This window comes from Acetivibrio cellulolyticus CD2, assembly GCF_000179595.2.
GTDB lineage: Bacteria > Bacillota > Clostridia > Acetivibrionales > Acetivibrionaceae > Acetivibrio > Acetivibrio cellulolyticus.
The window spans coordinates 144,841-165,827 of the sequence record NZ_JH556653.1; the positions used below are offsets into that span (position 1 = coordinate 144,841).

A 20,987-nucleotide genomic window follows, 5' to 3' on the forward strand; every position below is an offset into this window, starting at 1 on the left:
TTACTTTTTTAAAATAACTGTATAGACAGAAGGTAACAATATGGATATAGCTACAATTATAGGAGTAATCTTCGGACTTTTTTGCATAATATGGTCAATACTTCTTGGTGGAAGCATCCTAACTTTTTGGGATTTACCATCAGTTGTTGTTGTTGTTGGAGGAGGTATTGCTGCCAGTCTCATTTCATATAAGTTAGCTGAAGTAAAATTAATAATGAAAGTAGTAGTCAAGGTGTTTATTGGGAAAGAATCGTCTCCAATAGATACAATAAAGCAGATGATAGAGCTATCTCAAAAGGCTAGGCGAGATGGTTTGTTATCGCTTGAAGCGGAACAGGAAAACATAAAGGATGAGTTTTTAAAGGAATCCCTGCAGCTTGTAGTTGATGGTGTAGAACCTGAAATTATAGTAGAGTCAATGGATTTGGAAATTGAGAATATGAAAGCAAGGCATGATAAAGGGACCGGACTTTTCAAAACAATGGCAGCTCAGTTTCCTGCCTGGGGGATGATAGGTACTCTAATAGGTCTTATCCAATTACTAAAAAGTCTTGATGATCCATCAAAGATTGGTCCAGCTATGGCAGTAGCATTAATAACTACTTTCTATGGAAGTGTACTTGCTAACTTTATATGTAATCCTATTGCAAACAAGCTTTCATTGAAAAGCAAAGAAGAAATACGGGAGAAAAGAATGGTTATAGAGGGTGTTCTGTCTATACAGGCAGGTGAAAATCCAAAGATCCTAGAGCATAAGCTAAAGACATTCCTATCACCAAAACAAAAGCATGAATACGAGAATACGCTTACAGATGGGAGTGAAAAACAGGATGGTAGAAATGGTTAAGTGTGAGGTGTATTATGAGTAAAACGAATAGAAAGAGCCTTCCCGAAGATGATCCGCCAGAGGGTGCTCCTGAATGGATGACAACATACAGTGATTTGGTTACACTTTTGTTGACTTTTTTTATACTACTTTTTTCTATGGCCTCTGTTGATAGTAAAAAATTTGAAGAAGTAGCATATTCACTTCGATCAGCTTTTATGAATTTGAGCAATGGGGAGACTTTCTATAATAACAATGGAAAAGATATAGTTAGCATTTTTGAAGAAAATATGGTCGATGACATTGACACAAATGAAACCAATAATGAAAGTAAAAGTGGCAGTAATGCAGATTATGATACTGAAAATAAACAAAAAGCAATAACAGAGTTTAAGGAAGAAGTTCAAGCTCTTATTTCAGGATTGAAAATAGATGAGTATGTCCATGTAGTAGATGTAAAAACATCAGTTATACTCAGGATTGATTCTGCAATATTATTTGATGTGGGTAAAGCTGACATAAAGGAGTCTGGAAAGGATACTCTCAAAAAAGTTGGCGAATTAATGGATAAGCTTAACACTAATATAGCAGTGATGGGACATACTGATAATATACCAATTAACACCAGCCTTTTTCCTTCTAATTGGGAATTATCCACAAGAAGGGCAACAAATGTAGTGGTATTTCTTGTAAATGAGTGTAACCTGAATCCAACCAAACTAACAGCAACAGGAAATGGTGAGTTTAGACCCATAGCACCAAATGATTCAGAAGAAAACAGACAAAAGAATAGAAGAGTTGATATTGTTATTGATAAATAAAGTTAAAGCTTATTTTACTGACCCTAGAAATATCCAACAACCGTGCCTGTGAAAATGCAATAAGAACATTTGTTATAGGCCGCAAAAATTGGCTCTTTAGAGGCGCAAAGCGTGGAGACGAAGCCAGTGCAACTCTTTACAGTGTTATTGAAACAGCTAGGCTCAACAACTTGAATCCATATATGTATTTGGTGTATGAATTATATTCTAAACAGAAATAATTTTCTTGGAGTTTAATATGGAGAAAAAGAAGAATAATATTATAAAGACTGTACTGACCAGTGCTGCATTTTGTCTTATTTGAAATATGCCAGATAAACCATTGCGGGCAGGTAAACGTTTATAGTACAATATATTTACCGGATAATGTTGTTTAAGAAAGGACAACGGATGAACCCTATTAAAAGGATTGCATTAAAAGCTTTGTCTTATTCGCGTAAAAATCTGAAAAAGTATTATAAAATTAAACGTAAGCTGCAGAATGTAGCAAATATATTTTTCAGAAAAAGATACAAACTAATGGACCATAAAATCATGACAGGAGACAGGGAAATTCCTGTGCGTATTTTTAGTCCCAAAAGAAAAACAAATTCCGGTGTTCTTGTTTTTTTTCATGGAGGGGGCTGGGTGACTGGAAATATTGATTTCTATACTCATGTGTGTGCCAACATGTCAAATCAAACAGGAAACACGGTTATTTCTGTAGATTACCTTCTTGCGCCGGAACATCCATTTCCTGAGGGGCTTGAGGATTGTTACAACGTAGCAAGGGAAATTTTTCAGAATCTTGATTTGCTGAAGTATAAAGCAAGTGATATTACATTAATTGGAGATAGTGCTGGTGGCAATCTTGCTGCTGCAGTTTCACTGATGGCAAGGGATAAGGGCGAATTTATGCCGGGAAAACAGATACTTATCTATCCGTCCACATATAATGATCACACAGAGAACTCTCCATTTCCTTCAATACGGGAAAATGGAAAGGATTTTTTATTAACTTCAAGGCAAATACAAGATTATATGGACCTTTATGCTCCTAAGGCAGAGGATCGTTTCAGTCCTTATCTTGCGCCATTGCTGGCGAAAGATCTTTCAAATCAGCCGGATACCTTGATTATTACGGCGGAATATGATCCTTTAAGAGATGAGGGAGAGGCATATGGACTACGATTAAAGGAGTTTGGCAATAAAGTGAAGATGCATCGTATGAAGGATGCTGTTCACGGCTTTTTTTCCTTACCATGGAAATCGGAATATGTTATCAGAAGTTATGAGATTATTAATTGGTTTTTAAGCAGCAGCAATGCCAGAAGCGAGGAATTGTTATGAATTATCCAAAAAAAGTAGAGTGGAGCAGGTTGGATAATGCCTCTAAAATTTTTCCGGCAACATGTAGTTACAGGGATCCGAAGGTATTCAGGCTTGCATGTGAATTGGTTGAAGATGTGGAACCGAAAATTTTACAGCTGGCGTTAAATGCCGCCATCAAAAGATTTCCTCTATACAAATCTGTTCTGAGGAGAGGTGTTTTTTGGTATTACTTTGAAACCAGTGATATACAGCCGGTAGTTGAAAAGGAGACTAACCATGTTTGTGCCCCAATCTACAGAAAATACGAAAGAAATCTCTTGTTTCGTGTGTTTTATTATAAAAAACGAATAAATATTGAAGTGTTTCATGCACTTTCTGATGGGACAGGCGCACTTAGCTTCATGAAAACACTGGTATATCACTATTTATTAATCAAGCATAAGGATGAATTTGCATGCAAAGTGCCGGAATTGAATTATAGTGCATCTGTTAGTGAAAAAAATGATGACAGTTTTATCAGGCATTACCCGGGCTGGGATTTTAGAAAACAAATGGTATATGGGATAAAACGGGAGAAGGTTGTCAAAGCTTATCGTATTCGAGGAACCAGACTTGAAGAAAACAGAGTAAAGGTAATAGAAGGCGCAATGTCTGCAAAGGCTGTTTTAGAAGAAGCGCATAAATATAACACAACATTAACTATATTTTTGTCTGCGTTGCTAATCAGTTCAATATATCAGGATATGCCGGCACGAAAGAAACGTTATCCTGTAGTTTTATCAGTACCTATTAATCTAAGGCAATTTTTTAAGTCGGAAACGGCGAGAAATTTTTTTAGCACGATGAGTATAGAGTATCATTTGGGTAAAAATAATTTGGAGTTGAGTGAAGTAATTAAGAGCTTAAGTGAAAGCTTTCAGAGAAAATTGACGGAAGAAAGCTTGAACCAACACTTGAACTGGCTTATAGCTCTTGAAAGAAATCCATTTGCCAGAATTATTCCTTTGCCTTTGAAAAATTACTCTCTTCGAACTGCAAACATTGTTATGGACATGGGGGTAACTGCGGCTATATCTAATGTTGGAAAGGTCTCCATGCCATCTGAGTTTGAAGGTTACATCAATCAGTTCAGCGTTATACCTAATGTCAAGAGACCTCAGATGACGATATGTACCTATGGGGACAGGCTTGTTGTTACCTTTGCTTCGCCATTTCGGGAGACTGAGTTACAAAAGACTTTTTTTGAATCTCTTACCAATATGGGGATTAAAATTGAAATTTCGTCAAACATTTAGGAATAGATGAAGTTATTCAGCAGTCCTTAGGAGCGATAAGTATGATATTATGCAACAACTGTAAGGTTTATATAAGAGATGGTAAATCAATATGCCCATTATGCGGCAATTTCCTGTCGGAAGATAGTCAAGGTACTAAAGGGGAGGAGATTTATCCCGTAATACCACCTGCATATGAACGGCATTTGGTTATCCGTATTTTAGTATTTATTTCGATAGTAGCAATTGTAATCAGCTATATTATTTTTAAAATATTTCCGACAAGCGTCAATTGGCCCATGTTTGTAGTGTTCGGCTTAATCAGCATGTGGCTTAGCATTACTGATGCCTTGCGTAAAAGGCATAATATCACAAAGTCAATTATTTGGCAGGTTATCATTGTATCGATGCTTACTATCTTTTGGGACTGGAAAATAGGTTGGAGGGGCTGGTCTTTGGATTATGTTATTCCGATTTTATGTATAGCTGCCATACTTGTGATGTATGTAACTGCAAAGGTAATGAAACTCAGTACCGGAAATTATATTGCATATTTTTTGGTAGGAGGATTATTTGGTATTGTTCCCGTTTTATTTATTTTGTTTGATCTTGTAAATGTGGACGTGCCTTCAATAATCTCCGTTGCTGTAAGTGTTATATTTCTTTCTGCCATACTTATTTTTCAGGGAGAAAATATTAAAGCGGAGCTGCAAAAAAGGATGCATATATAACATTATAAAGTATCAGATATAAGAGAGCTTAAAACTTGGAATTAATTGGAGAAGTTAATATCCAAAAATCTAGTGAGGGTTGATAAAGACCACAGAAAAAGCCAACTTTCCAGAGCTATAAAGCTTAAAATCTCCATAACTCAGTTGATGCCTTTGGGAAAATTGGCGTTTTCAGTGAGCATTGCTAAATGCCATCCAGGTTTTTATTATTGTTTCAAGTATTCTTCTATAGTTTTGTTACCAATATAAAGTTTATCAAGTACTGCTGTGCCTTTGTGAATTTTAACTACAACGTAAACATCTTTAATACTATTTCCAGAAGTTTTCTCGTTATATAGCTTTTCGGCTGCAGGAGCATCGTTTTCCGGCATATAATATCTATCAAACGGAACTGAAAAATGTAGCGTCTTTTTTGAATTACTGTTTTTATCATCTGTAATATAGGTTATCTTTGATTTAATATAAGCACCCGATTCAGGACGAGTTAGTGAGATCCCTGAAAACTTAGTGAAACCGTTTGCATCGTTTTCAATTAGTACATAGATAACCTGATCTGGATGATAATTTTGAGCATCGTTAACAGTAAATTCAGTATTTTCGGCATTTATATATAGATACTTTCCTCTAAATGGGTCATAAGGGTCTGCCGGTTCAACATGAAATTTGTATTCCTGACCATATAGTAATGTCAATTCATGTGAAAGTATCATCTGAGCTGGAATGAGCAATTGAAGAACTGCAAGGGTTATAAAAAGATAGAGCTTAATATTATTTTTCATCTACACTCACTTCCTTCCTCTTTTTAAGCAACACGATATTTGAGACAATAAAGCCTGTTCCTACAAGTATAAAAGATATACCTCGTTCTAGGAATCCAAGATCACTGTCAAAGAACCGCATAATTATCAATAGTGTTATAACAAGCATACCGCCATTTGTTGGGCCGAGTTTCTGCTTATTTATTCCATAGATAATGGTTCCGACGCCGAGAACAAATACGAAAATATTGTATAAAAGCGCAGGTAAAGTATTTAAATCACTTATAGATCCTATAATATAACATATTGCTGCCAGCAGTGGTGAAGTACTGTACAATGTGGATATAAAGTCCTTTCTTCTTGCATTTTTATAGAAGAGGAAAAGCGCAGACGCAAGCAGTAAGAATACAAGAATATAATCAATAATACCTGCAAAACCGTTAAATTCATTTTCATGGCGGTAGTAATCCCAGCCGATATCCTCCCAAAAGAATTTGAATGTAAATATGAATGACATAACAATAGTACCTAGAGTTCCAACAACAGACAATGGTTTTTGCCAGAGAAACTCAGGTTCTCTTTCTGAAAGCATATCAACCAGCAGAAGAACAGTAAAATAACTGCTGTAAATAACAATCCATAAGCCTGGAAGAACTTTTTCAAGGACTATACCTAATGCAATGCAGAGGTCAATAGACATCATCCATAGCAGTATTACGGAACGGTTCGAGAGGGTTTTTGCCTTTAACTTTTTAATTAGAAATGGTACAAGGGCTGCAAACAACAGCCAGTAAAGGGCAGCATTTCCACCCTCAGCTTGGGAAAAACCAGCCCAGAAAGTTATACCTGTAAGATAGAAGCCTGCCGGTGTAACTGCATCGAAAATGTAAATCAGCGGAAGAATCAAAAGCATCCAGGTAATAATAAAGTTTGCAATATCTCCAGATATATTATAGGTTTGGCTAATCAAAGATATTCCTGCTCCAACAGCCAGCGTAAGGAATGCTGTAGAGCTTTCTGCCCACACGAAGGAGTTTTTCTTTTTTAGCAATACCCATCCGCATAATATCTGAGCAATAATCAGCGGAGCAAGTGAAAGGATTGTTCTTGCAGTAATATTGAGTTCATCCCAGTTGCGCGCGAATAATAGTATGATACCGCTTCCAATTAATATAGCTCCTAATGTACCAAATATTCCAAGAAGAATTTTAAGCCAATTAGCTTCTTCAGGCTCACCATAGTATGTTTTGATTTTCTGAATACTTTCTTCAGGTATGGCTCCGCCAGCTGCTAGTTTAGGCAATTCGGAATACAACCATTTGATATTTTTTATATTCATAAATATTAGCGCCTCCTTATATGTTTATTATACCTAAATTTTTAAAATAATTTTAGATGTCAAAGGTCATCAAATAAATTATAAATTTCCAAAGTGTCATAAGATATTCGCAAGGGTATAGAAAGACTATATGAAATAAATTCAGGCAATAATTTATATATCGCTAATACGAAGATTATGATAAAATAAGATTGAAAATTGTGCAGCAAAATTCAGTATATTAAGAAACATTTAGATTGATATTAATGATGAATTCATAGTAATAAAGAAATATCGGTAAATTTTTCGAAGTGATTTTTGGTATTTAATATGGAGGGGCGAAATGAAAGAAAATCTAAAGGGTGGACTGAACATTAAAATTGCAAAAAAAGTAGCTGTTATATTGATTCCTGTTCTTATCGCAGGATCAGGACTTCTTGTTTTTAGTAGAATTCAGGCATCTAAAGATCAAAAGCTTATTGCCAAAGCGGAAGAAAAAGGGGACAAATACATGGAAGACGAAAACAATGCAAAGGTCCTTGAAAATAATGCAAAGCCCCTTGAAAACGATGTAAAGGCTCTTGAAAATAATGCAAAGGCCTCTGAAGATGCTATTGCTAAAGCGGATAAAACTAAAGAACTGCTAAAAAAGGCTGAAGATTATAAAAAAAGCGGTGACCAAAAATTAAAATCAAGTCAATATGAAGAAGCAATAAATGATTATAAGTATGCGCTTGACATATATAAAGAGCTTAGTGATAAATACGAGCAGGATACAACAGAGAAGAGAAGTGAAATTGAAATAGCAATAATGGTATCCGAAAAAAAGATTGCAGTGCGAGAAAAAAGTGGGGCAACGTCAAGGCCATTTATAGATATAAACTAATCGGAATTACTAAATCGTTTTCTTATTATATTTACAAAAAAGCAATAAAGTTTATCGCAAAAAATAAATGCTTTTCTGCGCGTCTGATTTATGCTTCGAATTATATTTATCTTACTGCGTATGGATTTTTCGGGTTCTTTATATCGGCTGGCTGCTACAGCATATAAGGCATTGATTAACTCCTCCTCGATATGTGATATGTCGTAAAGTAGATTATAAATGGATTGTATACTGGCTTCTATAGACTTCATAAAGTAGCATTTCGTTAACTGAACTTTGACCATTTGCCACTTGGTTTGTAATTCCAAAAGATCCGCAGAGAAATTTGACAAACGTGGCTCCTTGCATTTTTCTGAAATATATCCTAAAAATTTAGCATAATTCTCCCTTGCACCAGATATTTGCTCCAAATTTTTGAGCAAATCAACACTCCACGAGGATTTTGCTTTAAAATCTTTAAATTCTTCTGTCATATTTAGCTTAAATTTGATATCCTCGGCAAATTGTCTTATGTTCTCTGTTGATTTTGAGGTTATTGCTCTTTCAAGTGAAGCTTTCAGAACGGAAGTATAATCAAGTTTTTCAGTTATTGTGCTAACTTGAAAGGTCATATAGTACCCAAAGCCATTCTTAAAAAAATCAAATGGAAGGGTACATGTGTTTTCGATATACAGCCCAGGATCAATACAGGTCAAATTGCTTTCTGAATCTATTCCAATAACAAGACAAAAATGATCATCATGTACTTTATTGTAAAATTTATGCCATGGGCACCAGAAGGCATCAATATATACTGCAACAGGCCTTTGCTGTTCTAAATTTTCTTTGATAACACGCAGTATATCTTCATAACTGCTAGGCGGATGCATATCTGATTTTATTCCACAGTATTTCTCAAACAAGGGGAATTTTAGTTTGAGTCCTGTGCTGATCCTGTTACCCAATACTTCGGGGTGCTCAGGATCGGCAGGTGAATATAAAAAACCTATATCTTCGCTGAAAACCATAGGGGCTTCCCTTTGTAAACTTATTGCGTAAGAAAATAAGAAACTGTCAATACAGTTGTTACCGTTTATATTAATTGGCTTAATATTTAGCATCTATAAAACACTCCATATTCAAATTAAGGAATAGCTGAAATTATAGCCAAGGGATATATTTTCAGCATTACTAAGTAGTTAAAATTAAGTAAAACTTTTCTTAAAATCATGACTAAAGGAATATAGCAATTTTATTTGCCAGTATTAATATTAAAGAGTTTTTACAGAAATTTCAACAAGTTTTTGGAGATTTGTAAAACTTATAGTATAAAAATACATTAGCGGAATGTGTTGACATTAATAATTTAGTGGATTAAAATGTCATAAGAGTTGGGAAAAATAAGAGAAATTTGCCAGTATATGCTGGTGAATAGTAAGGATCTTTTTACCAATAAATGGCTGTGGTTATGTTTTTAGCATTCTAAATTAAAATGGGGGATAGAAAATGGAAGAAAAAATAATGGACTTTATATGTACTTTAAAAGGGGACCCATCAATTAGAGAAAAATTCGGAAGCCAGTCTGATATTGTTCAGGATATAGGCCTTGATTCGCTTCAATTGATCAATTTTATTTTAAAGGTCGAGGATGAGTTTGATATAGAAATTGATTTTGAAGACTTTGATTTGTCGCACTTGAGCTCAATTGATGCTTTTTGCAGCTTTATATCTGAAAGGAAACAGTGATAGGCTAACATGGTTAATACACAAAAAACAAACATCGTAATGGGAGCGTTTGATTCTGAAAACTACTGGCGTGATGAAAACAGTGCAAAGTTGCCTGCAATCAGTGACAGAGAAAATAACAATATAGTTTTGGCTATGGATGAACTGTTATTTCCTTTTTGCTCTCCTGATGACATATTGATCACACGTTTTAAAATGAATCAAGTACATGTGGAATATCTTAGAGGAATAGGCTTTCAATTAAACTGCAATAAAAAAGATGTTGATTTGTCTTATTTGAATGGAAAAATATCAAATCAATCCTGTATTTTTCAACTGCTTTCTGAAGGACAGGAAAAGGATTATTTTAAAAGTATTATTCCTAAAGGTGCTGAGCTTTCTACTTTTGCTATGATAACATCTGCAAGTGATTTTTGCAGAGAATATAATATTATTTTGAATTCACCGGATATGGAAGTTATAAAAAAAGTTAATTCAAAAATATACTCCAACGAATTGAACATAGAATGGAATGAAAAGAACAGCGGTACATTGGCAGAAAGTTATGAAGAACTTCTTGAGGTAGGAAAAAAGCTTTTAGCTTCATCGCCATTTCTGATAAAGGACATCTATGGTGTTTCGGGCAAAGGAAATATGCTCATTGACTCTGAAGGTATCTTTGAGAGAATTGCTTCTTTTATTCACGATCAGGAGAAACGCGGAAAAAATGTTAGATTCATTTTAGAACCATTCCTCGATAAAGAAATGGATTTCTCGTGCCAGTTTTACATTGATGCGAATGGGAGATACAATTTTATATCTGTTCAAAAACTTGTTAATTCCAATTTTGCATACTTAGGTTCATTTACTGCAGAACAGGAATTTTTGGATATGCTCGATAGGATGGGGTACTTTAAAAAAATGGAGTTATTAGCTCATAAATTATATATCTCAGGCTATTATGGGCATGTATGTATTGATTCGATGCTTTTAAAAAGTGGGGAAGTCGTACCGGTAGTGGAAATAAATGCAAGAAAATCCATGAGTCTTATAAAGAACTCAATTGATAGATTTTTAGCTCAGTATTCGGTGCAAGGCAGTTTGACACACATATCGGTTTCTTTTTCATCAGAAGTTTCTTTTGCGGATATATTACAAAGGATGCACGATGAAGGAATATTGTATAAACCGGGTGATAAAACCGGCGTATTTCCGTTAAGTGCCAACACACTTTTTATTAATAGAGAGATAAACCTCAATGCTGGTAACAGTCTAAAACCAAACAAAGGCAGGCTATACATATCTTTAATTGACAATAGTAACGAGGGAAGAGACATACTTTTAAACAAAACAAAAGATATGCTATCTGAACTTTCATTTAAGATTCATTAGTTTGTCTAATTTAGGGGGAATTTCATATGGGGAATAATACAGTAACTATCTTGTGCTCAGGATTTGGGCTTGGTTTTTATACGCCTGGGCTCATAATAAATTATAATCTTAAAAAGAAGCAAGTTGATACAGAAGTACTGGTTTTCGAAAATTATATAGTCAAAGATAAAAAGGAACATATTAATGACAGTAAGAAGGCATATCATGAAAACTTTTCAGTTGCACTGATTGCGCAAAAACTTCCCAGGGATATGAAGCAAAGCATCGATGAAAATGCGGTGGAAGAGCTTTTGTTAGGTTGGAAGAAAGAAGACAGGTGTAATTTTATCGTACTTTCCGGACATTGGGTATATATCCTTGATCGGTACTGTGAAATGATAAAGCCCAAAAAAGTGAATGTAGACCTGTTATATATTGATTCTGAATTATCTCCTTCATGGAAAAGCCTTAAAAAATACAATCCGGAATATAGCAGTCGGTATCATGAAAAATGGATCGTTAACGCTGAAAAAATGGAAGCTTGCTTTAAAATTCCGGTTACCGAGAGGTCTCCAATTCCTTTCAGGCAGAGAAGAAACAGTATTGTAATTCATGGTGGAGGCTGGGGAATGGGTACATACCAGAGTAAAATACCTGAACTGGAAGAACAGAGCTTTTCACTGGATATTGTTGCATATGAACAAAGTGAAGCTAAAGATCAAAAGCCGGGAAACAGGTATTTTATGAATGATCCTTCCTGGTCTGCATGGAATAGAAATGAAAATGGAGAATATGGTTTTCCGCCGTTAGGAGAGATCAAGGAAGGCGAAAAGCCAGTGTTTACCAGTAAGGAAGAATACCACAGGTGGTTTGATGTTACTTGTGAAGCGAAAGCGATCGTAAGCAAACCGGGTGGAGGTACGATGATTGACTCATTGTCATCCGGGACCCCTATCGTATTTCTTGAGCCCTTTGGAAAACATGAAAAAAAGAATGCTGAATTGTGGGAGCAATTAGGTTTTGGAATTCAGTATGATAAATGGAGAGAATCAGGCTACTCAATGGATGTGCTTGAAAGATTGCATGAGAATATTATCAGGGCAAAGGATAGCATACCTGATTATGTATGCGACTACATAAAGAATTTAACTGCCAGGGGGGAAAGTTGATGCAGCCACAAACAGGTATGAAGCTTGATCAGAAAGAATTTGATGTACTTAAAAGGACCATAAGAAATATGGCCGTTTCAAGGAGAGAAAGAAAAAAGAATTCAGAATTTGCGACGTATCTACCCGAATCGGTAGGCCTTAAATTGACAAACAGATGCAATTTAAGGTGCAAACATTGTTTTCAGTGGAATGAGTCAGGCTACCATCGGTTTATGGATCATGACTGCCAGTCTCTGGATATGGATATTGACTTATTCAATAAGATTCTTGTGGAGACTCAAGAAATAAAATCAAGGCTCTATTTATGGGGAGGAGAACCTTTATACCACAGTGACTTTGACCGGATTGCGGGATTGCTTGAAAATAATCCGAGAGAAATGGCAATGTGCACAAATGCGACCTTACTCGAAGAAAAAATGGACGCAGTATGTAAGATTTCTTCCCAACTGGAACTATTGATAGGTGTGGAAGGCTTTGAAGAGGAAAATGATGAAATCAGGGGAAAGGGAACGTTTTCAAAGGCAATGAAAGGAATAGAAAGCCTGAAGCGTTTGAGGAAACAGGGTTTATTTAAAGGGAAGATCTCTGTACATACCGTTGTCAACGACAAAATGTCAGGGAAATTGTATTCACTTATGGAGTACTTTGAAGAGATGGGAATTGATATGGTTATGATTTGTTTCCCATGGTATATTTCTGAAGAATGTTCAGAAAATATGGACTGCTTTTTTTCTGAAAAGTTTGAATGGTTAAATAAACTTGATCTTAATGAGAAAAGGAGTTGGAATGCCTTTAAGTATAAGCTTGATCCTGGGAATATCGGTCCATTGATGAAGGAACTTGAGAAAATTAATGAAAAGGTATGGAGAAACCGCATTCGTTACCAACCGGACCTTGAGTTTGATGAGATTGAGGATTTTGTAATGGGCAGGGATATATCTAGAAGTAAGACCAGGAAATGCCTTGCTATTTCAAACCGCATGGATGTTGATCCTGACGGAACCGTTTCTGCATGTAAATTCTTTTCAGAGTTTAAGATTGGCAATATAAAGGATTCCAGCGTTTATGATCTATGGAACTGCGAAAGCTTTAAAAAAGTAAGAAGCTTAGTCAACGCCGGCTTGATGCCCGTATGTTCGAAATGTAGTGCTTTATACCTGCATGGGCTGCATGAGGTATGAGAAACGGGGGATTAATCAATGGAGTGCGGTAAATTAAATGTTGGTATCATGGGGTGTGCAAGGATAACTTCGAATGTAATAATTGAGCCGTCAAAGGAATTAGGAGGATTAAGTCTCTATGGCGTAGCAAGCCGCAGCCGTGCAAAAGCTCAAGAATATGCGGATGAATTCGGAATAGCTAAGGTGTTTGACAGCTATGAGGCACTCTTGAGTGATCCGGCAATTGATTTTGTTTATATTGCGCTTCCAAACCATGTGCATGGTAAGTGGATTGAAGAAGCTGTAAAAGCCGGAAAGCACGTGTTTGTGGAAAAGCCTCTTTGCTTAAAAAGCGGGGAGATTCCGTCAATAAAGAAGGCTCTCACTGAAAACCGGGTTGAATTGCTTGAAGGCCTTATGATTCAACATCATCCGTGGCAGGATTTTGTAAAGCAGCTTGTGCACGGAAGGAAATATGGAGGCTTAAAACGAGTATCAACCAAGCTTTGCATTGTTCCAAAATATGATTATAAAGAGAGCTACCGGAGCATACCTGAAATGGGGGGAGGAGCTTTTTACGATCTCTCATGTTATTGGCTCCAGTTTCTGCAACATATCATAGGTTTGGAAACTTGTGAAAATTTCTTAGGAAAATCCGGGTTTAGCGGTCCAAATGGCTGTGACTGGACTTTTGATGCTGCCTTAAGGTATCGAGGAGGAATTGAAGCAGAATTTCTATGTTCTTTTGAAATGCCTTACAAAGCTTGTCATGTGCTTGAGTTTGAAAACGCGACTGTAAGGATCAAGGATTTTTTTAGATGTATACTGGGCTGCTATAAACTTACAGTTGAAATTGAAGAGACTGACTCAAAAAGCATAGAAAAAGTAGTGTTTGATGCTCAAAGTTATTATATAAGCCAATTAAAATATTTTGTTGACGTGCTCCTTGGCAATAAAAAGGGAATAAACGATGACCTGCTCCGGCAGTCATTTGAACGGGTACGATTAATGGAAGAGATCATGGCAAGTGCAAAACAGGGGGAATAATTCAGTGTCGATCATTAAGGTGGACAGCCTTTGCAGAACATTTAACTATTATGAAAAAGAAGTAGGTTTGGTAGACTCTCTAAAAAACCTTTTCTATAGAAAAAACCTGGTAAAGGATGCTGTTAAAAATATATCTTTTCAAATAGAGCAGGGTGAAGTGGTTGGATTTTTAGGGCCTAATGGTGCCGGGAAGACCACTACCTTAAAAATGTTGTCGGGGATATTGTACCCAAGCAGCGGAAGCGCAGTTGTTATGGGCTATGTACCCTGGGAAAGAAAAGCAGAATTCAAAAAAAGCTTTTCGATTGTTATGGGGCAGAAAAGTCAGTTGTGGTGGGACTTGCCTGCAAATGAGTCATTTAATCTGAACAAGCACATTTATGGCTTGGAGGATAAGGCTTTTAACAATATAGTAACAGAACTTTCAGAGCTTCTAGATGTAAGGGATCTGCTCAAGGTACAGGTTAGAAGACTTTCACTTGGCGAAAGAATGAAAATGGAGTTGATTGCTTCTCTGGTTCATAATCCCAAAGTCATGTTTTTGGATGAACCTACCATTGGCCTTGATATAGTATCACAGAAGAAAATACGGGAATTTTTAAAATACTACAATGTACAGAATAAGACGACCATTATTCTGACAAGCCATTATATGAAGGATATTGAGGACTTATGCCAGCGTTCGATCATAATAAATTCCGGAAAAATAGTGTTTGACGGAGAACTTTCCAATGTAAACGAGGTGTTCAGCCATAAGAAGATAGTAAAGCTCAGGCTTGAAAAGTTGGTTGATAAAGCTGTGATAGACGCTTTTGGCAAAATAATTGCTTTTGAAGGTAGAGATGTTACCCTCGAAGTGGACAAGCAGGAGCTAAAGCAAAAGTTCCAAATGATTTTGGAAAAACTGCCTGTACTGGACTTTAATATTGAAGATGTACCTATTGAAGAAGGAATTGCACTACTGTATAAAGGAGGGGGACAGGAGAATGAAAGGATTGATGAAGTATAGAAAGACTTTTTCATTGAGCTTGAAAAACTCAATGGAGTACAGACTAAGCTTCTTTCTGAGTATTTTTAGTTGTGCCTTCCCTATAATGATACAGTTTTTTTTATGGTCGGCAGCATATAGCTCAAAAAAGACTGAAATTTTCGGATACAGTTATCTGCAGATCATTGCTTATTCAATTCTTGCCAGTTTGGTTTCAAAGTTGACTGCTGCAGGTTTTGAGTATGAAATGTCTGAGGATATAAAGAATGGCGGGCTAAACAAGTTTATTGTCCAGCCTATAGGATATTTTTTCTATAGAATGTGTCGGTTTTTTGGACAAAAGCTGGTACAGATGATGATTATATTTATGGTTATTTTAGGTGTAGTTGTTTTTTTTGGAATATCATCCGGTTCTAAAATAGAGCCTATAAGGGTTTTGATTTTTACTTTTTCAATAGTTCTGGCACTGATGCTCAATTTCCTTATTTATTTCAGCCTCAGTACCATTGCTTTTTGGATGGAAGAGGTTTGGGGAATTTTTGTTACTTTTGGTCTTATTGCTAATATTGCAGGCGGAGGAATTTTTCCTCTGGATATTTTTGGAATTAAGATACAGATGATACTTGGCTGGCTTCCTTTTCAATATATTATTTTCTACCCGGTAAATATATTAATTGGAAAGTTCGGAAGCGGATTGATTTTTCAGTGTTTTGCGTTTCAACTGTTGTGGATTTCGATATTCCTGCTTTTTTCTTTTATCATGTGGAGCAGAGGACTTAAAAAATATGTAGCGATTGGAGGTTGATTCAATGAGCAGGGTTTTAAGCGAATTAAAAAGGTATGGAGTTATTTATATGCTGTTCGCTAAAAACTGTTTCATCTCTCAGATGGAATACAGGTTGAATTTTATTTTCAGCTGCATGATTGAATGTGCCTTTTTGATTGTCAAGATACTCTATGTGGTTGTAGTATACAATATCGGAGAAAGAATTAACGGACTGACACCTGATGAAGTACTGCTTTTTGTAGGTGCATATACTGCGATGACGGGGATTTACGTAATGTTGTTCTGGAAGAACTTTACCTCACTTCCGGAGCATATACGGACAGGAACTTTGGATATGTATATGGTCAAACCGGTTTCACTGCAGTTTATTACTACCATGAGATATGTTGATATAGGGCTTCCGGTGCCAAATCTGGTTGGCGGTATTGTAATGATTGTACTTGGATGGAAAAGGGTTGGCATTGAAGCCAATCTACTCAATATCACTGGGTTTGTTGGATATATGATTATGGGTGTTTTCTTAACCTATGCAATATTTCTGCTTCCGCAGCTTTTGGCTTTTTGGGTTGTAAAAACCGGAGGTTTGATTGAAATAACCAGTTCCTTATGGGATTTTAACAACATGCCCATGACGATTTATAATAAGTGGATTCAGAGAATTGGAATATATGTTTTACCGCTGTTTATGATAACAAATTTTCCACCGCTTTTTGTATTGCATAAAATGAATACACCGCTTATTTTATGGGGCATAGCTGCTCCGATTATATTTATGTTTGTTACAAGAAAGATTTGGAGCGTTGCAATTAAGAGTTATACAAGTGCAAGTAGCTAAGAAATAAGTGAAATAGCAGAGGAAGTTATATATAAAGATTATTTATATTTTTAGGGGTGAATAAGATGAATGATTGTTTGTTAAAAGATGTGGCCCGGCAATTCGGGACACCTTCATATATGTATGATGGGGATTGTATTGAAAAGCAATATAATACTTTGCGGAGCTTTTTACCTGAGAATTTTCAAATATTTTATTCTGCAAAGGCTAATCCTCTTTTAGGTATTTGCCAGATTATGAAGAATATGGGCAGCGGGATTGAAGTCGCTTCTGTAGGAGAGTTGTATCTGGCTCAAAAAGCAGGTTTTACGCCAGAACAGATTATATTTACAAGTCCGGGAAAAACTGCACAAGAGCTCATATATGCAGTTGAGAGTAACATATACTGCATCAATATTGAATGCACTGAGGAAGCGGTATTATTAAATCAGATAGCTGAGGAACGGTCTAAAATAGTTAACATTGCAGTCAGAGTCAATCCAGACTTTAATTTGCAAGGATCAAGAATAAAAATGAGTGGTGTTTCCTCACAGTTTGGAATTGATCAGGGAGAAGTAAAAAATGCATTTGAGACGTTAAAGACACTTGCGAATATCAAGCTTATAGGAATCCACGTCTACTGTGGGACTCAGGTACTTAGTTCACAGAGCCTTTTAGAGTGCTTTGAAGAAGAGATCAAGCTAGCGCTAGCACTTTCGGATGAATTTGACTTTAGTCTGGAGTTTTTGGATTTGGGAGGAGGTTTTGGGATCCCTTACTTTAAAAACGAATACCCTTTAGATATAGTTCTGCTAAAGGATGGAATGAGCAAATTGATTAGAAACTATGGAACAAGGCTCGAAAAGACGAGAGTTGCAGTGGAAAGCGGTAGGTTTTTGTTGGCTGAATGCGGTTTATACCTGACAAAAGTGCTTTACGTAAAGAAATGTAAAGGCAGTAAATTTATTGTATGCGATGGGGGATCAAATCATCATGCGTCTTCAGCGTTTCTAGGAAGACATGTCAGAAATAATTTTCCTATGAGAGTATTAGAAAAGAGTGAAAACTGCGAAGAAGTAACTGTGGTTGGTCCGCTTTGTACTCCTACGGATGTAATTGGACAAAAGGTTTTGCTGCCGACCATAGAAACCGAAGATATAATTGCTATAGAAAAATCCGGGGCATATGGTTTAACTCATAGTCCGGTAATGTTCCTAAGCCACGAAATGCCTATAGAGCTAGTAAGCTACAAAGGCGAAATAAATGTTGCAAGAGAAAGAGGCAGAAAGGAGGATTTCCTTAAGAACCAGCTGAGTCTGTTTTAGGGAGAGGACATGGATAAAGGTTTTAATTTAATTGAGTATATAACGAAAAGAAGGGATGAGGGCATCATCATCTGGCTCCTCAACATTGGAGCCGAAAAATATTGGAATAAGATTAGTGCAGGAGTTGTGGACCGTAGTGAGGATATGATTGTAAACCACACGGAGGAAATGAATTTATTGCTATGCCGTGAACAGGATATAATGATACTCAGAGAGCAGCCGGATGCTCGGTATTTGAATATGTTAAAAGAGCTGGGTTTTTCTGTTCCGCGCATTCTTACTCCTTCAAAAGGTGATCCCTTAACTCCGATTTCTGAATTGGTTTTAAATGATGAGGAGCTTCAGGAACAATTAAGGCAAGCTGCAGAAAGCAATGAACAGGTTTATTTTGTTCCGTATGCAGTGACCAGTTTGGAGGAGAAGATTGCTGAAAATTGCGGTCTTAAAATTATCGGTGCGCCTTCTGATGTTAATGCAAAGGTCAATGATAAGGTGTTAAATAGAGAAATAGCAGAAAAGCTTGGTTTGCCTGTGTGCAAGGGGATGATATGTACGACGGTGGACGAGATAAGAGAAGGATTTAATGTTTTGACAAAGGAAGCTCCGTGTTTTAAAAGAGTTATAGTTAAGGAGCCGTATGGTGCATCTGGAAAAGGTCTTTACACAGTAGAAAGTGAAGATAAATTAAATGGAATTCTATTAAGGCTGTCCCGTTTTGCAAGAAGTAATAAGAATGCTAAATTTCTGATTGAGGGATGGTACTCCAAAAAGGCGGATGTCAATTACCAGATATATATTTCACCTGACGGGAATGTTGATGTGTTTTCAATTAAGCAGCAGATATTGAACGATATCGTTTATATTGGCTCAAAGATAACTCCGGATTTGGACAGGGAAATTATAGATCAATACAATGCCTATGGGCAGGAAATAGGTAAATATTTATACAGCATAGGTTATACAGGGGTTGCAGGGATTGACTCTATCATCACAGAGGACAATGTCATAATACCAATAATAGAAATAAACGGCAGATTTACTCTTTCAACCTATATATCTTTCATGCAGAACATACTGGGAGAAGAGAAAAAGCTCATGTCAAGGTATTTTAGAACCATTACCAATTCACCAGTAGATTATGGAGAGATTTGCAGGTTATTCGAAAAAGAGGGGTTGTTATATACTCGCGAGAATAGAAGCGGTGTATTCGTATATACAGCTGCAACGCTCCCAAAAGAGAGGATCGACGAGAGCGGATACCTTAAAGGAAGGTTGTTCCTGATAATTGCAGCGGATCAATGGAATGAACTCAATGATATCAGTGAACGGGTTGAGAAGATCATACAAGGAATAACGGCGAAACAATAAAAATTTTAAATATAATAAATGGAGGCAGAACTATGTTAAAGCACAGGGAAAAAATATTAGAAATATTGGCAAAATCATTGGAAAGTGATGTGGAACAACTAAACGGAATTGATGATAACTATGACTTGAGCCTTATTGGGTTGACATCGGTTATTGCAATAGAAATCATTGTTTATCTTGAAAATGAGTTCGACATTTTTATAGATGAGGAAGATTTATTTACCGACAACGTAAATACACTTGGGAAAATTGATGAATTGATTGCCAAATACACAGAAGAGGGCGTGAAAATTAATGGTTGAGAAAAATCCCTGGATAGATAATATATTATCCTCGAAAAAATCCCAAGGGTATGATTGTGTGGTAATGTATTCAGGAGGAAAGGACAGTACATATCTCCTTTACCTGATGAAAAAGGTGTATCAAAAAAAGGTTATAGCAGTGACTGTGGATAATGGGTTTGAAGATGATTTTACATGGAAAAAGATGGGGAATGCTCTGGAAGTGCTTGATGTGCCTCATGAGGTTATAAAGCCTGGTACGGACAATTTTAAATGGATGTTCAATTCTATGATTACTGAATATGAGCTTTTTAAGAGAGAAAATACAAACCATATTTGCTTTATATGCCATTATGTGATGAATGCTTGTGCAGCCAGATTTGCAGCAGAGAATGATATCCCTTTTGTAATTTCAGGATTGGAACTGTCCCAGCTAAACAGTGGAAGAGTATCCGAACTTAAGATAGACGGGAATGCAAATGCAATTGCTGAAAAATCAGCAAGGATTATTCTAAAAAATGCGTTGAGTGCATTCGAGAAGACTAAAAATTATAAAAACATACCGTCATTCCGTGACTTTATTGATAAAACACTTAATATTCCAAAGCAGGTGAATACATTATTTCCGTTTATTTATCTTGACTATAATGTAAAAGGAGTAAAGGATTTTCTGGAACAGGAAATAGGCTGGACTCCTCCTGTAGACAAAAGCAAGGATGAATATTATTCTTCAGGATGCTTGCTTGGAAACATTTTTGATGTGTTTGAGCGTACAGGTATCATACAAATCATGGAGAGAAGCCAGGTGAAACAGTTAATTGAACATAATGGCCTGGACGAAAAATTCAGCAATATGTTTGATCATTATAATAAGGAGTCGTATGATTTGACAAACCCCTTATTTGATAAACTGGAGATAAAGGAATTCATGGCAGATCACTGCAGAAGAAAAGAGGTTGCTTTTAGTGTATAGAGTAGGAATTTTGTTGAGATGACTGCTGGTAAATGACTTTTGTAAACAGGATGTAATTGGTCTATTTTCATAAGA

At 36.2% G+C, this 20,987-nt stretch carries 21 protein-coding genes and 1 pseudogene; 19 read left to right on the forward strand and 3 right to left on the reverse strand.

What is annotated here, in order from left to right; genetic code table 11:
- Positions 1-40 precede the first annotated feature (40 nt).
- From ACECE_RS0202980 to ACECE_RS0203000, 6 genes and pseudogenes are all read left to right on the forward strand, one after another.
- Positions 41-847 carry a motility protein A gene (locus ACECE_RS0202980; RefSeq protein WP_010243989.1) on the forward strand — a complete coding sequence of 269 codons (807 nt, stop codon included), beginning with the start codon at positions 41-43 and terminating at the stop codon, positions 845-847.
- Positions 848-861: 14 nt separating this feature from the next.
- A complete protein-coding gene (locus ACECE_RS0202985) occupies positions 862-1,647 on the forward strand; it encodes a flagellar motor protein MotB (protein WP_010243990.1) in 786 nt (261 codons plus the stop codon).
- Between the two features lie 23 nt (positions 1,648-1,670).
- A pseudogene (locus ACECE_RS29985) lies at positions 1,671-1,844 on the forward strand (IS66 family transposase); the annotation flags it as partial.
- Between the two features lie 193 nt (positions 1,845-2,037).
- On the forward strand, positions 2,038-2,976 hold the full coding sequence (locus ACECE_RS0202990; RefSeq protein ID WP_010243991.1) for an alpha/beta hydrolase: 939 nt from the start codon (positions 2,038-2,040) through the stop codon (positions 2,974-2,976).
- The gene (locus ACECE_RS0202995) at positions 2,973-4,253 is read left to right on the forward strand and encodes a hypothetical protein (RefSeq protein WP_010243992.1); all 1,281 of its coding nucleotides are present in this window, start codon (positions 2,973-2,975) and stop codon (positions 4,251-4,253) included. The genes ACECE_RS0202990 and ACECE_RS0202995 overlap by 4 nt, the downstream gene beginning before the upstream one ends.
- 41 nt (positions 4,254-4,294) lie before the next feature.
- Positions 4,295-4,963 (forward strand): DUF6320 domain-containing protein, encoded by a 669-nt coding sequence (locus ACECE_RS0203000; RefSeq protein WP_010243993.1) that lies wholly within the window; start codon positions 4,295-4,297, stop codon positions 4,961-4,963.
- A 206-nt stretch (positions 4,964-5,169) separates the two neighbouring features.
- Here ACECE_RS0203000 and ACECE_RS0203005 read toward each other — a convergent pair whose 3' ends face one another.
- Both ACECE_RS0203005 and ACECE_RS0203010 read right to left on the reverse strand, forming a co-directional pair.
- Positions 5,170-5,742, reverse strand: coding sequence for a GDYXXLXY domain-containing protein (locus tag ACECE_RS0203005; RefSeq protein WP_010243995.1), 573 nt, complete (start codon positions 5,740-5,742; stop codon positions 5,170-5,172).
- Positions 5,732-7,060: a DUF2157 domain-containing protein gene (locus ACECE_RS0203010; RefSeq protein ID WP_010243997.1), complete on the reverse strand. Its 1,329-nt coding sequence runs from the start codon at positions 7,058-7,060 to the stop codon at positions 5,732-5,734. Before ACECE_RS0203010 ends, ACECE_RS0203005 begins: the two co-directional genes overlap by 11 nt.
- A 322-nt stretch (positions 7,061-7,382) precedes the next feature.
- Between ACECE_RS0203010 and ACECE_RS0203015 the strand changes: the two genes are divergently transcribed.
- On the forward strand, positions 7,383-7,925 hold the full coding sequence (locus ACECE_RS0203015) for a hypothetical protein (RefSeq protein WP_010243998.1): 543 nt from the start codon (positions 7,383-7,385) through the stop codon (positions 7,923-7,925).
- On the opposite strand, the gene ACECE_RS0203020 is transcribed toward ACECE_RS0203015, so the two are convergent.
- On the reverse strand, positions 7,922-9,025 hold the full coding sequence (locus tag ACECE_RS0203020) for a BtrH N-terminal domain-containing protein (RefSeq protein ID WP_010244000.1): 1,104 nt from the start codon (positions 9,023-9,025) through the stop codon (positions 7,922-7,924). The genes ACECE_RS0203015 and ACECE_RS0203020 overlap by 4 nt on opposite strands.
- 385 nt (positions 9,026-9,410) lie before the next feature.
- Between ACECE_RS0203020 and ACECE_RS0203025 the strand changes: the two genes are divergently transcribed.
- The 12 genes from ACECE_RS0203025 to ACECE_RS0203080 all read left to right on the forward strand — a co-directional run bounded on the left by ACECE_RS0203025 (position 9,411) and on the right by ACECE_RS0203080 (position 20,912).
- Entirely contained in the window at positions 9,411-9,650 is a 240-nt protein-coding gene (locus tag ACECE_RS0203025) for an acyl carrier protein (protein WP_010244002.1), read from the forward strand.
- A gap of 9 nt (positions 9,651-9,659) precedes the next feature.
- Positions 9,660-11,021 carry a hypothetical protein gene (locus tag ACECE_RS0203030; RefSeq protein ID WP_010244004.1) on the forward strand — a complete coding sequence of 454 codons (1,362 nt, stop codon included), beginning with the start codon at positions 9,660-9,662 and terminating at the stop codon, positions 11,019-11,021.
- A 26-nt stretch (positions 11,022-11,047) separates the two neighbouring features.
- Complete coding sequence (locus ACECE_RS0203035; RefSeq protein WP_010244005.1) at positions 11,048-12,169, forward strand: glycosyltransferase family protein; 1,122 nt, start codon at positions 11,048-11,050, stop codon at positions 12,167-12,169.
- Entirely contained in the window at positions 12,169-13,350 is a 1,182-nt protein-coding gene (locus ACECE_RS0203040; protein ID WP_010244006.1) for a radical SAM/SPASM domain-containing protein, read from the forward strand. The genes ACECE_RS0203035 and ACECE_RS0203040 overlap by 1 nt, the downstream gene beginning before the upstream one ends.
- An 18-nt stretch (positions 13,351-13,368) precedes the next feature.
- Positions 13,369-14,376: a Gfo/Idh/MocA family protein gene (locus tag ACECE_RS0203045; RefSeq protein ID WP_010244007.1), complete on the forward strand. Its 1,008-nt coding sequence runs from the start codon at positions 13,369-13,371 to the stop codon at positions 14,374-14,376.
- 4 nt (positions 14,377-14,380) lie between these two features.
- Complete coding sequence (locus ACECE_RS0203050) at positions 14,381-15,385, forward strand: ABC transporter ATP-binding protein (protein ID WP_010244008.1); 1,005 nt, start codon at positions 14,381-14,383, stop codon at positions 15,383-15,385.
- On the forward strand, positions 15,363-16,169 hold the full coding sequence (locus ACECE_RS0203055; RefSeq protein WP_010244009.1) for an ABC transporter permease: 807 nt from the start codon (positions 15,363-15,365) through the stop codon (positions 16,167-16,169). Before ACECE_RS0203050 ends, ACECE_RS0203055 begins: the two co-directional genes overlap by 23 nt.
- A gap of 4 nt (positions 16,170-16,173) precedes the next feature.
- Entirely contained in the window at positions 16,174-16,986 is an 813-nt protein-coding gene (locus ACECE_RS0203060; RefSeq protein ID WP_010244010.1) for an ABC transporter permease, read from the forward strand.
- Between the two features lie 65 nt (positions 16,987-17,051).
- Complete coding sequence (locus ACECE_RS0203065) at positions 17,052-18,290, forward strand: type III PLP-dependent enzyme (RefSeq protein WP_010244011.1); 1,239 nt, start codon at positions 17,052-17,054, stop codon at positions 18,288-18,290.
- Between the two features lie 9 nt (positions 18,291-18,299).
- Positions 18,300-19,658 (forward strand): preATP grasp domain-containing protein, encoded by a 1,359-nt coding sequence (locus ACECE_RS0203070; protein WP_010244012.1) that lies wholly within the window; start codon positions 18,300-18,302, stop codon positions 19,656-19,658.
- A 32-nt stretch (positions 19,659-19,690) separates the two neighbouring features.
- Complete coding sequence (locus ACECE_RS0203075) at positions 19,691-19,960, forward strand: acyl carrier protein (protein ID WP_010244013.1); 270 nt, start codon at positions 19,691-19,693, stop codon at positions 19,958-19,960.
- The gene (locus ACECE_RS0203080) at positions 19,953-20,912 is read left to right on the forward strand and encodes a 7-cyano-7-deazaguanine synthase (RefSeq protein ID WP_010244015.1); all 960 of its coding nucleotides are present in this window, start codon (positions 19,953-19,955) and stop codon (positions 20,910-20,912) included. Before ACECE_RS0203075 ends, ACECE_RS0203080 begins: the two co-directional genes overlap by 8 nt.
- The last annotated feature ends 75 nt before the right edge of the window (positions 20,913-20,987 follow it).

Coding starts and splice junctions, on each gene's coding strand:
- ACECE_RS0202995 (WP_010243992.1), top strand. CDS start 2,973: ATGAATTATCCAAAAAAAGTAGAGTGGAGCAGGTTGGATAATGCCTCT.
- ACECE_RS0203020 (WP_010244000.1), bottom strand. CDS start 9,025: ATGCTAAATATTAAGCCAATTAATATAAACGGTAACAACTGTATTGAC.
- ACECE_RS0203055 (WP_010244009.1), top strand. CDS start 15,363: ATGAAAGGATTGATGAAGTATAGAAAGACTTTTTCATTGAGCTTGAAA.
- ACECE_RS0203070 (WP_010244012.1), top strand. CDS start 18,300: ATGGATAAAGGTTTTAATTTAATTGAGTATATAACGAAAAGAAGGGAT.
- ACECE_RS0203005 (WP_010243995.1), bottom strand. CDS start 5,742: ATGAAAAATAATATTAAGCTCTATCTTTTTATAACCCTTGCAGTTCTT.
- ACECE_RS0203075 (WP_010244013.1), top strand. CDS start 19,691: ATGTTAAAGCACAGGGAAAAAATATTAGAAATATTGGCAAAATCATTG.
- ACECE_RS0202980 (WP_010243989.1), top strand. CDS start 41: ATGGATATAGCTACAATTATAGGAGTAATCTTCGGACTTTTTTGCATA.
- ACECE_RS0203015 (WP_010243998.1), top strand. CDS start 7,383: ATGAAAGAAAATCTAAAGGGTGGACTGAACATTAAAATTGCAAAAAAA.
- ACECE_RS0203025 (WP_010244002.1), top strand. CDS start 9,411: ATGGAAGAAAAAATAATGGACTTTATATGTACTTTAAAAGGGGACCCA.
- ACECE_RS0203010 (WP_010243997.1), bottom strand. CDS start 7,060: ATGAATATAAAAAATATCAAATGGTTGTATTCCGAATTGCCTAAACTA.
- ACECE_RS0203080 (WP_010244015.1), top strand. CDS start 19,953: ATGGTTGAGAAAAATCCCTGGATAGATAATATATTATCCTCGAAAAAA.
- ACECE_RS0203000 (WP_010243993.1), top strand. CDS start 4,295: ATGATATTATGCAACAACTGTAAGGTTTATATAAGAGATGGTAAATCA.
- ACECE_RS0203040 (WP_010244006.1), top strand. CDS start 12,169: ATGCAGCCACAAACAGGTATGAAGCTTGATCAGAAAGAATTTGATGTA.
- ACECE_RS0203060 (WP_010244010.1), top strand. CDS start 16,174: ATGAGCAGGGTTTTAAGCGAATTAAAAAGGTATGGAGTTATTTATATG.
- ACECE_RS0203030 (WP_010244004.1), top strand. CDS start 9,660: ATGGTTAATACACAAAAAACAAACATCGTAATGGGAGCGTTTGATTCT.
- ACECE_RS0203035 (WP_010244005.1), top strand. CDS start 11,048: ATGGGGAATAATACAGTAACTATCTTGTGCTCAGGATTTGGGCTTGGT.
- ACECE_RS0202990 (WP_010243991.1), top strand. CDS start 2,038: ATGAACCCTATTAAAAGGATTGCATTAAAAGCTTTGTCTTATTCGCGT.
- ACECE_RS0202985 (WP_010243990.1), top strand. CDS start 862: ATGAGTAAAACGAATAGAAAGAGCCTTCCCGAAGATGATCCGCCAGAG.
- ACECE_RS0203045 (WP_010244007.1), top strand. CDS start 13,369: ATGGAGTGCGGTAAATTAAATGTTGGTATCATGGGGTGTGCAAGGATA.
- ACECE_RS0203065 (WP_010244011.1), top strand. CDS start 17,052: ATGAATGATTGTTTGTTAAAAGATGTGGCCCGGCAATTCGGGACACCT.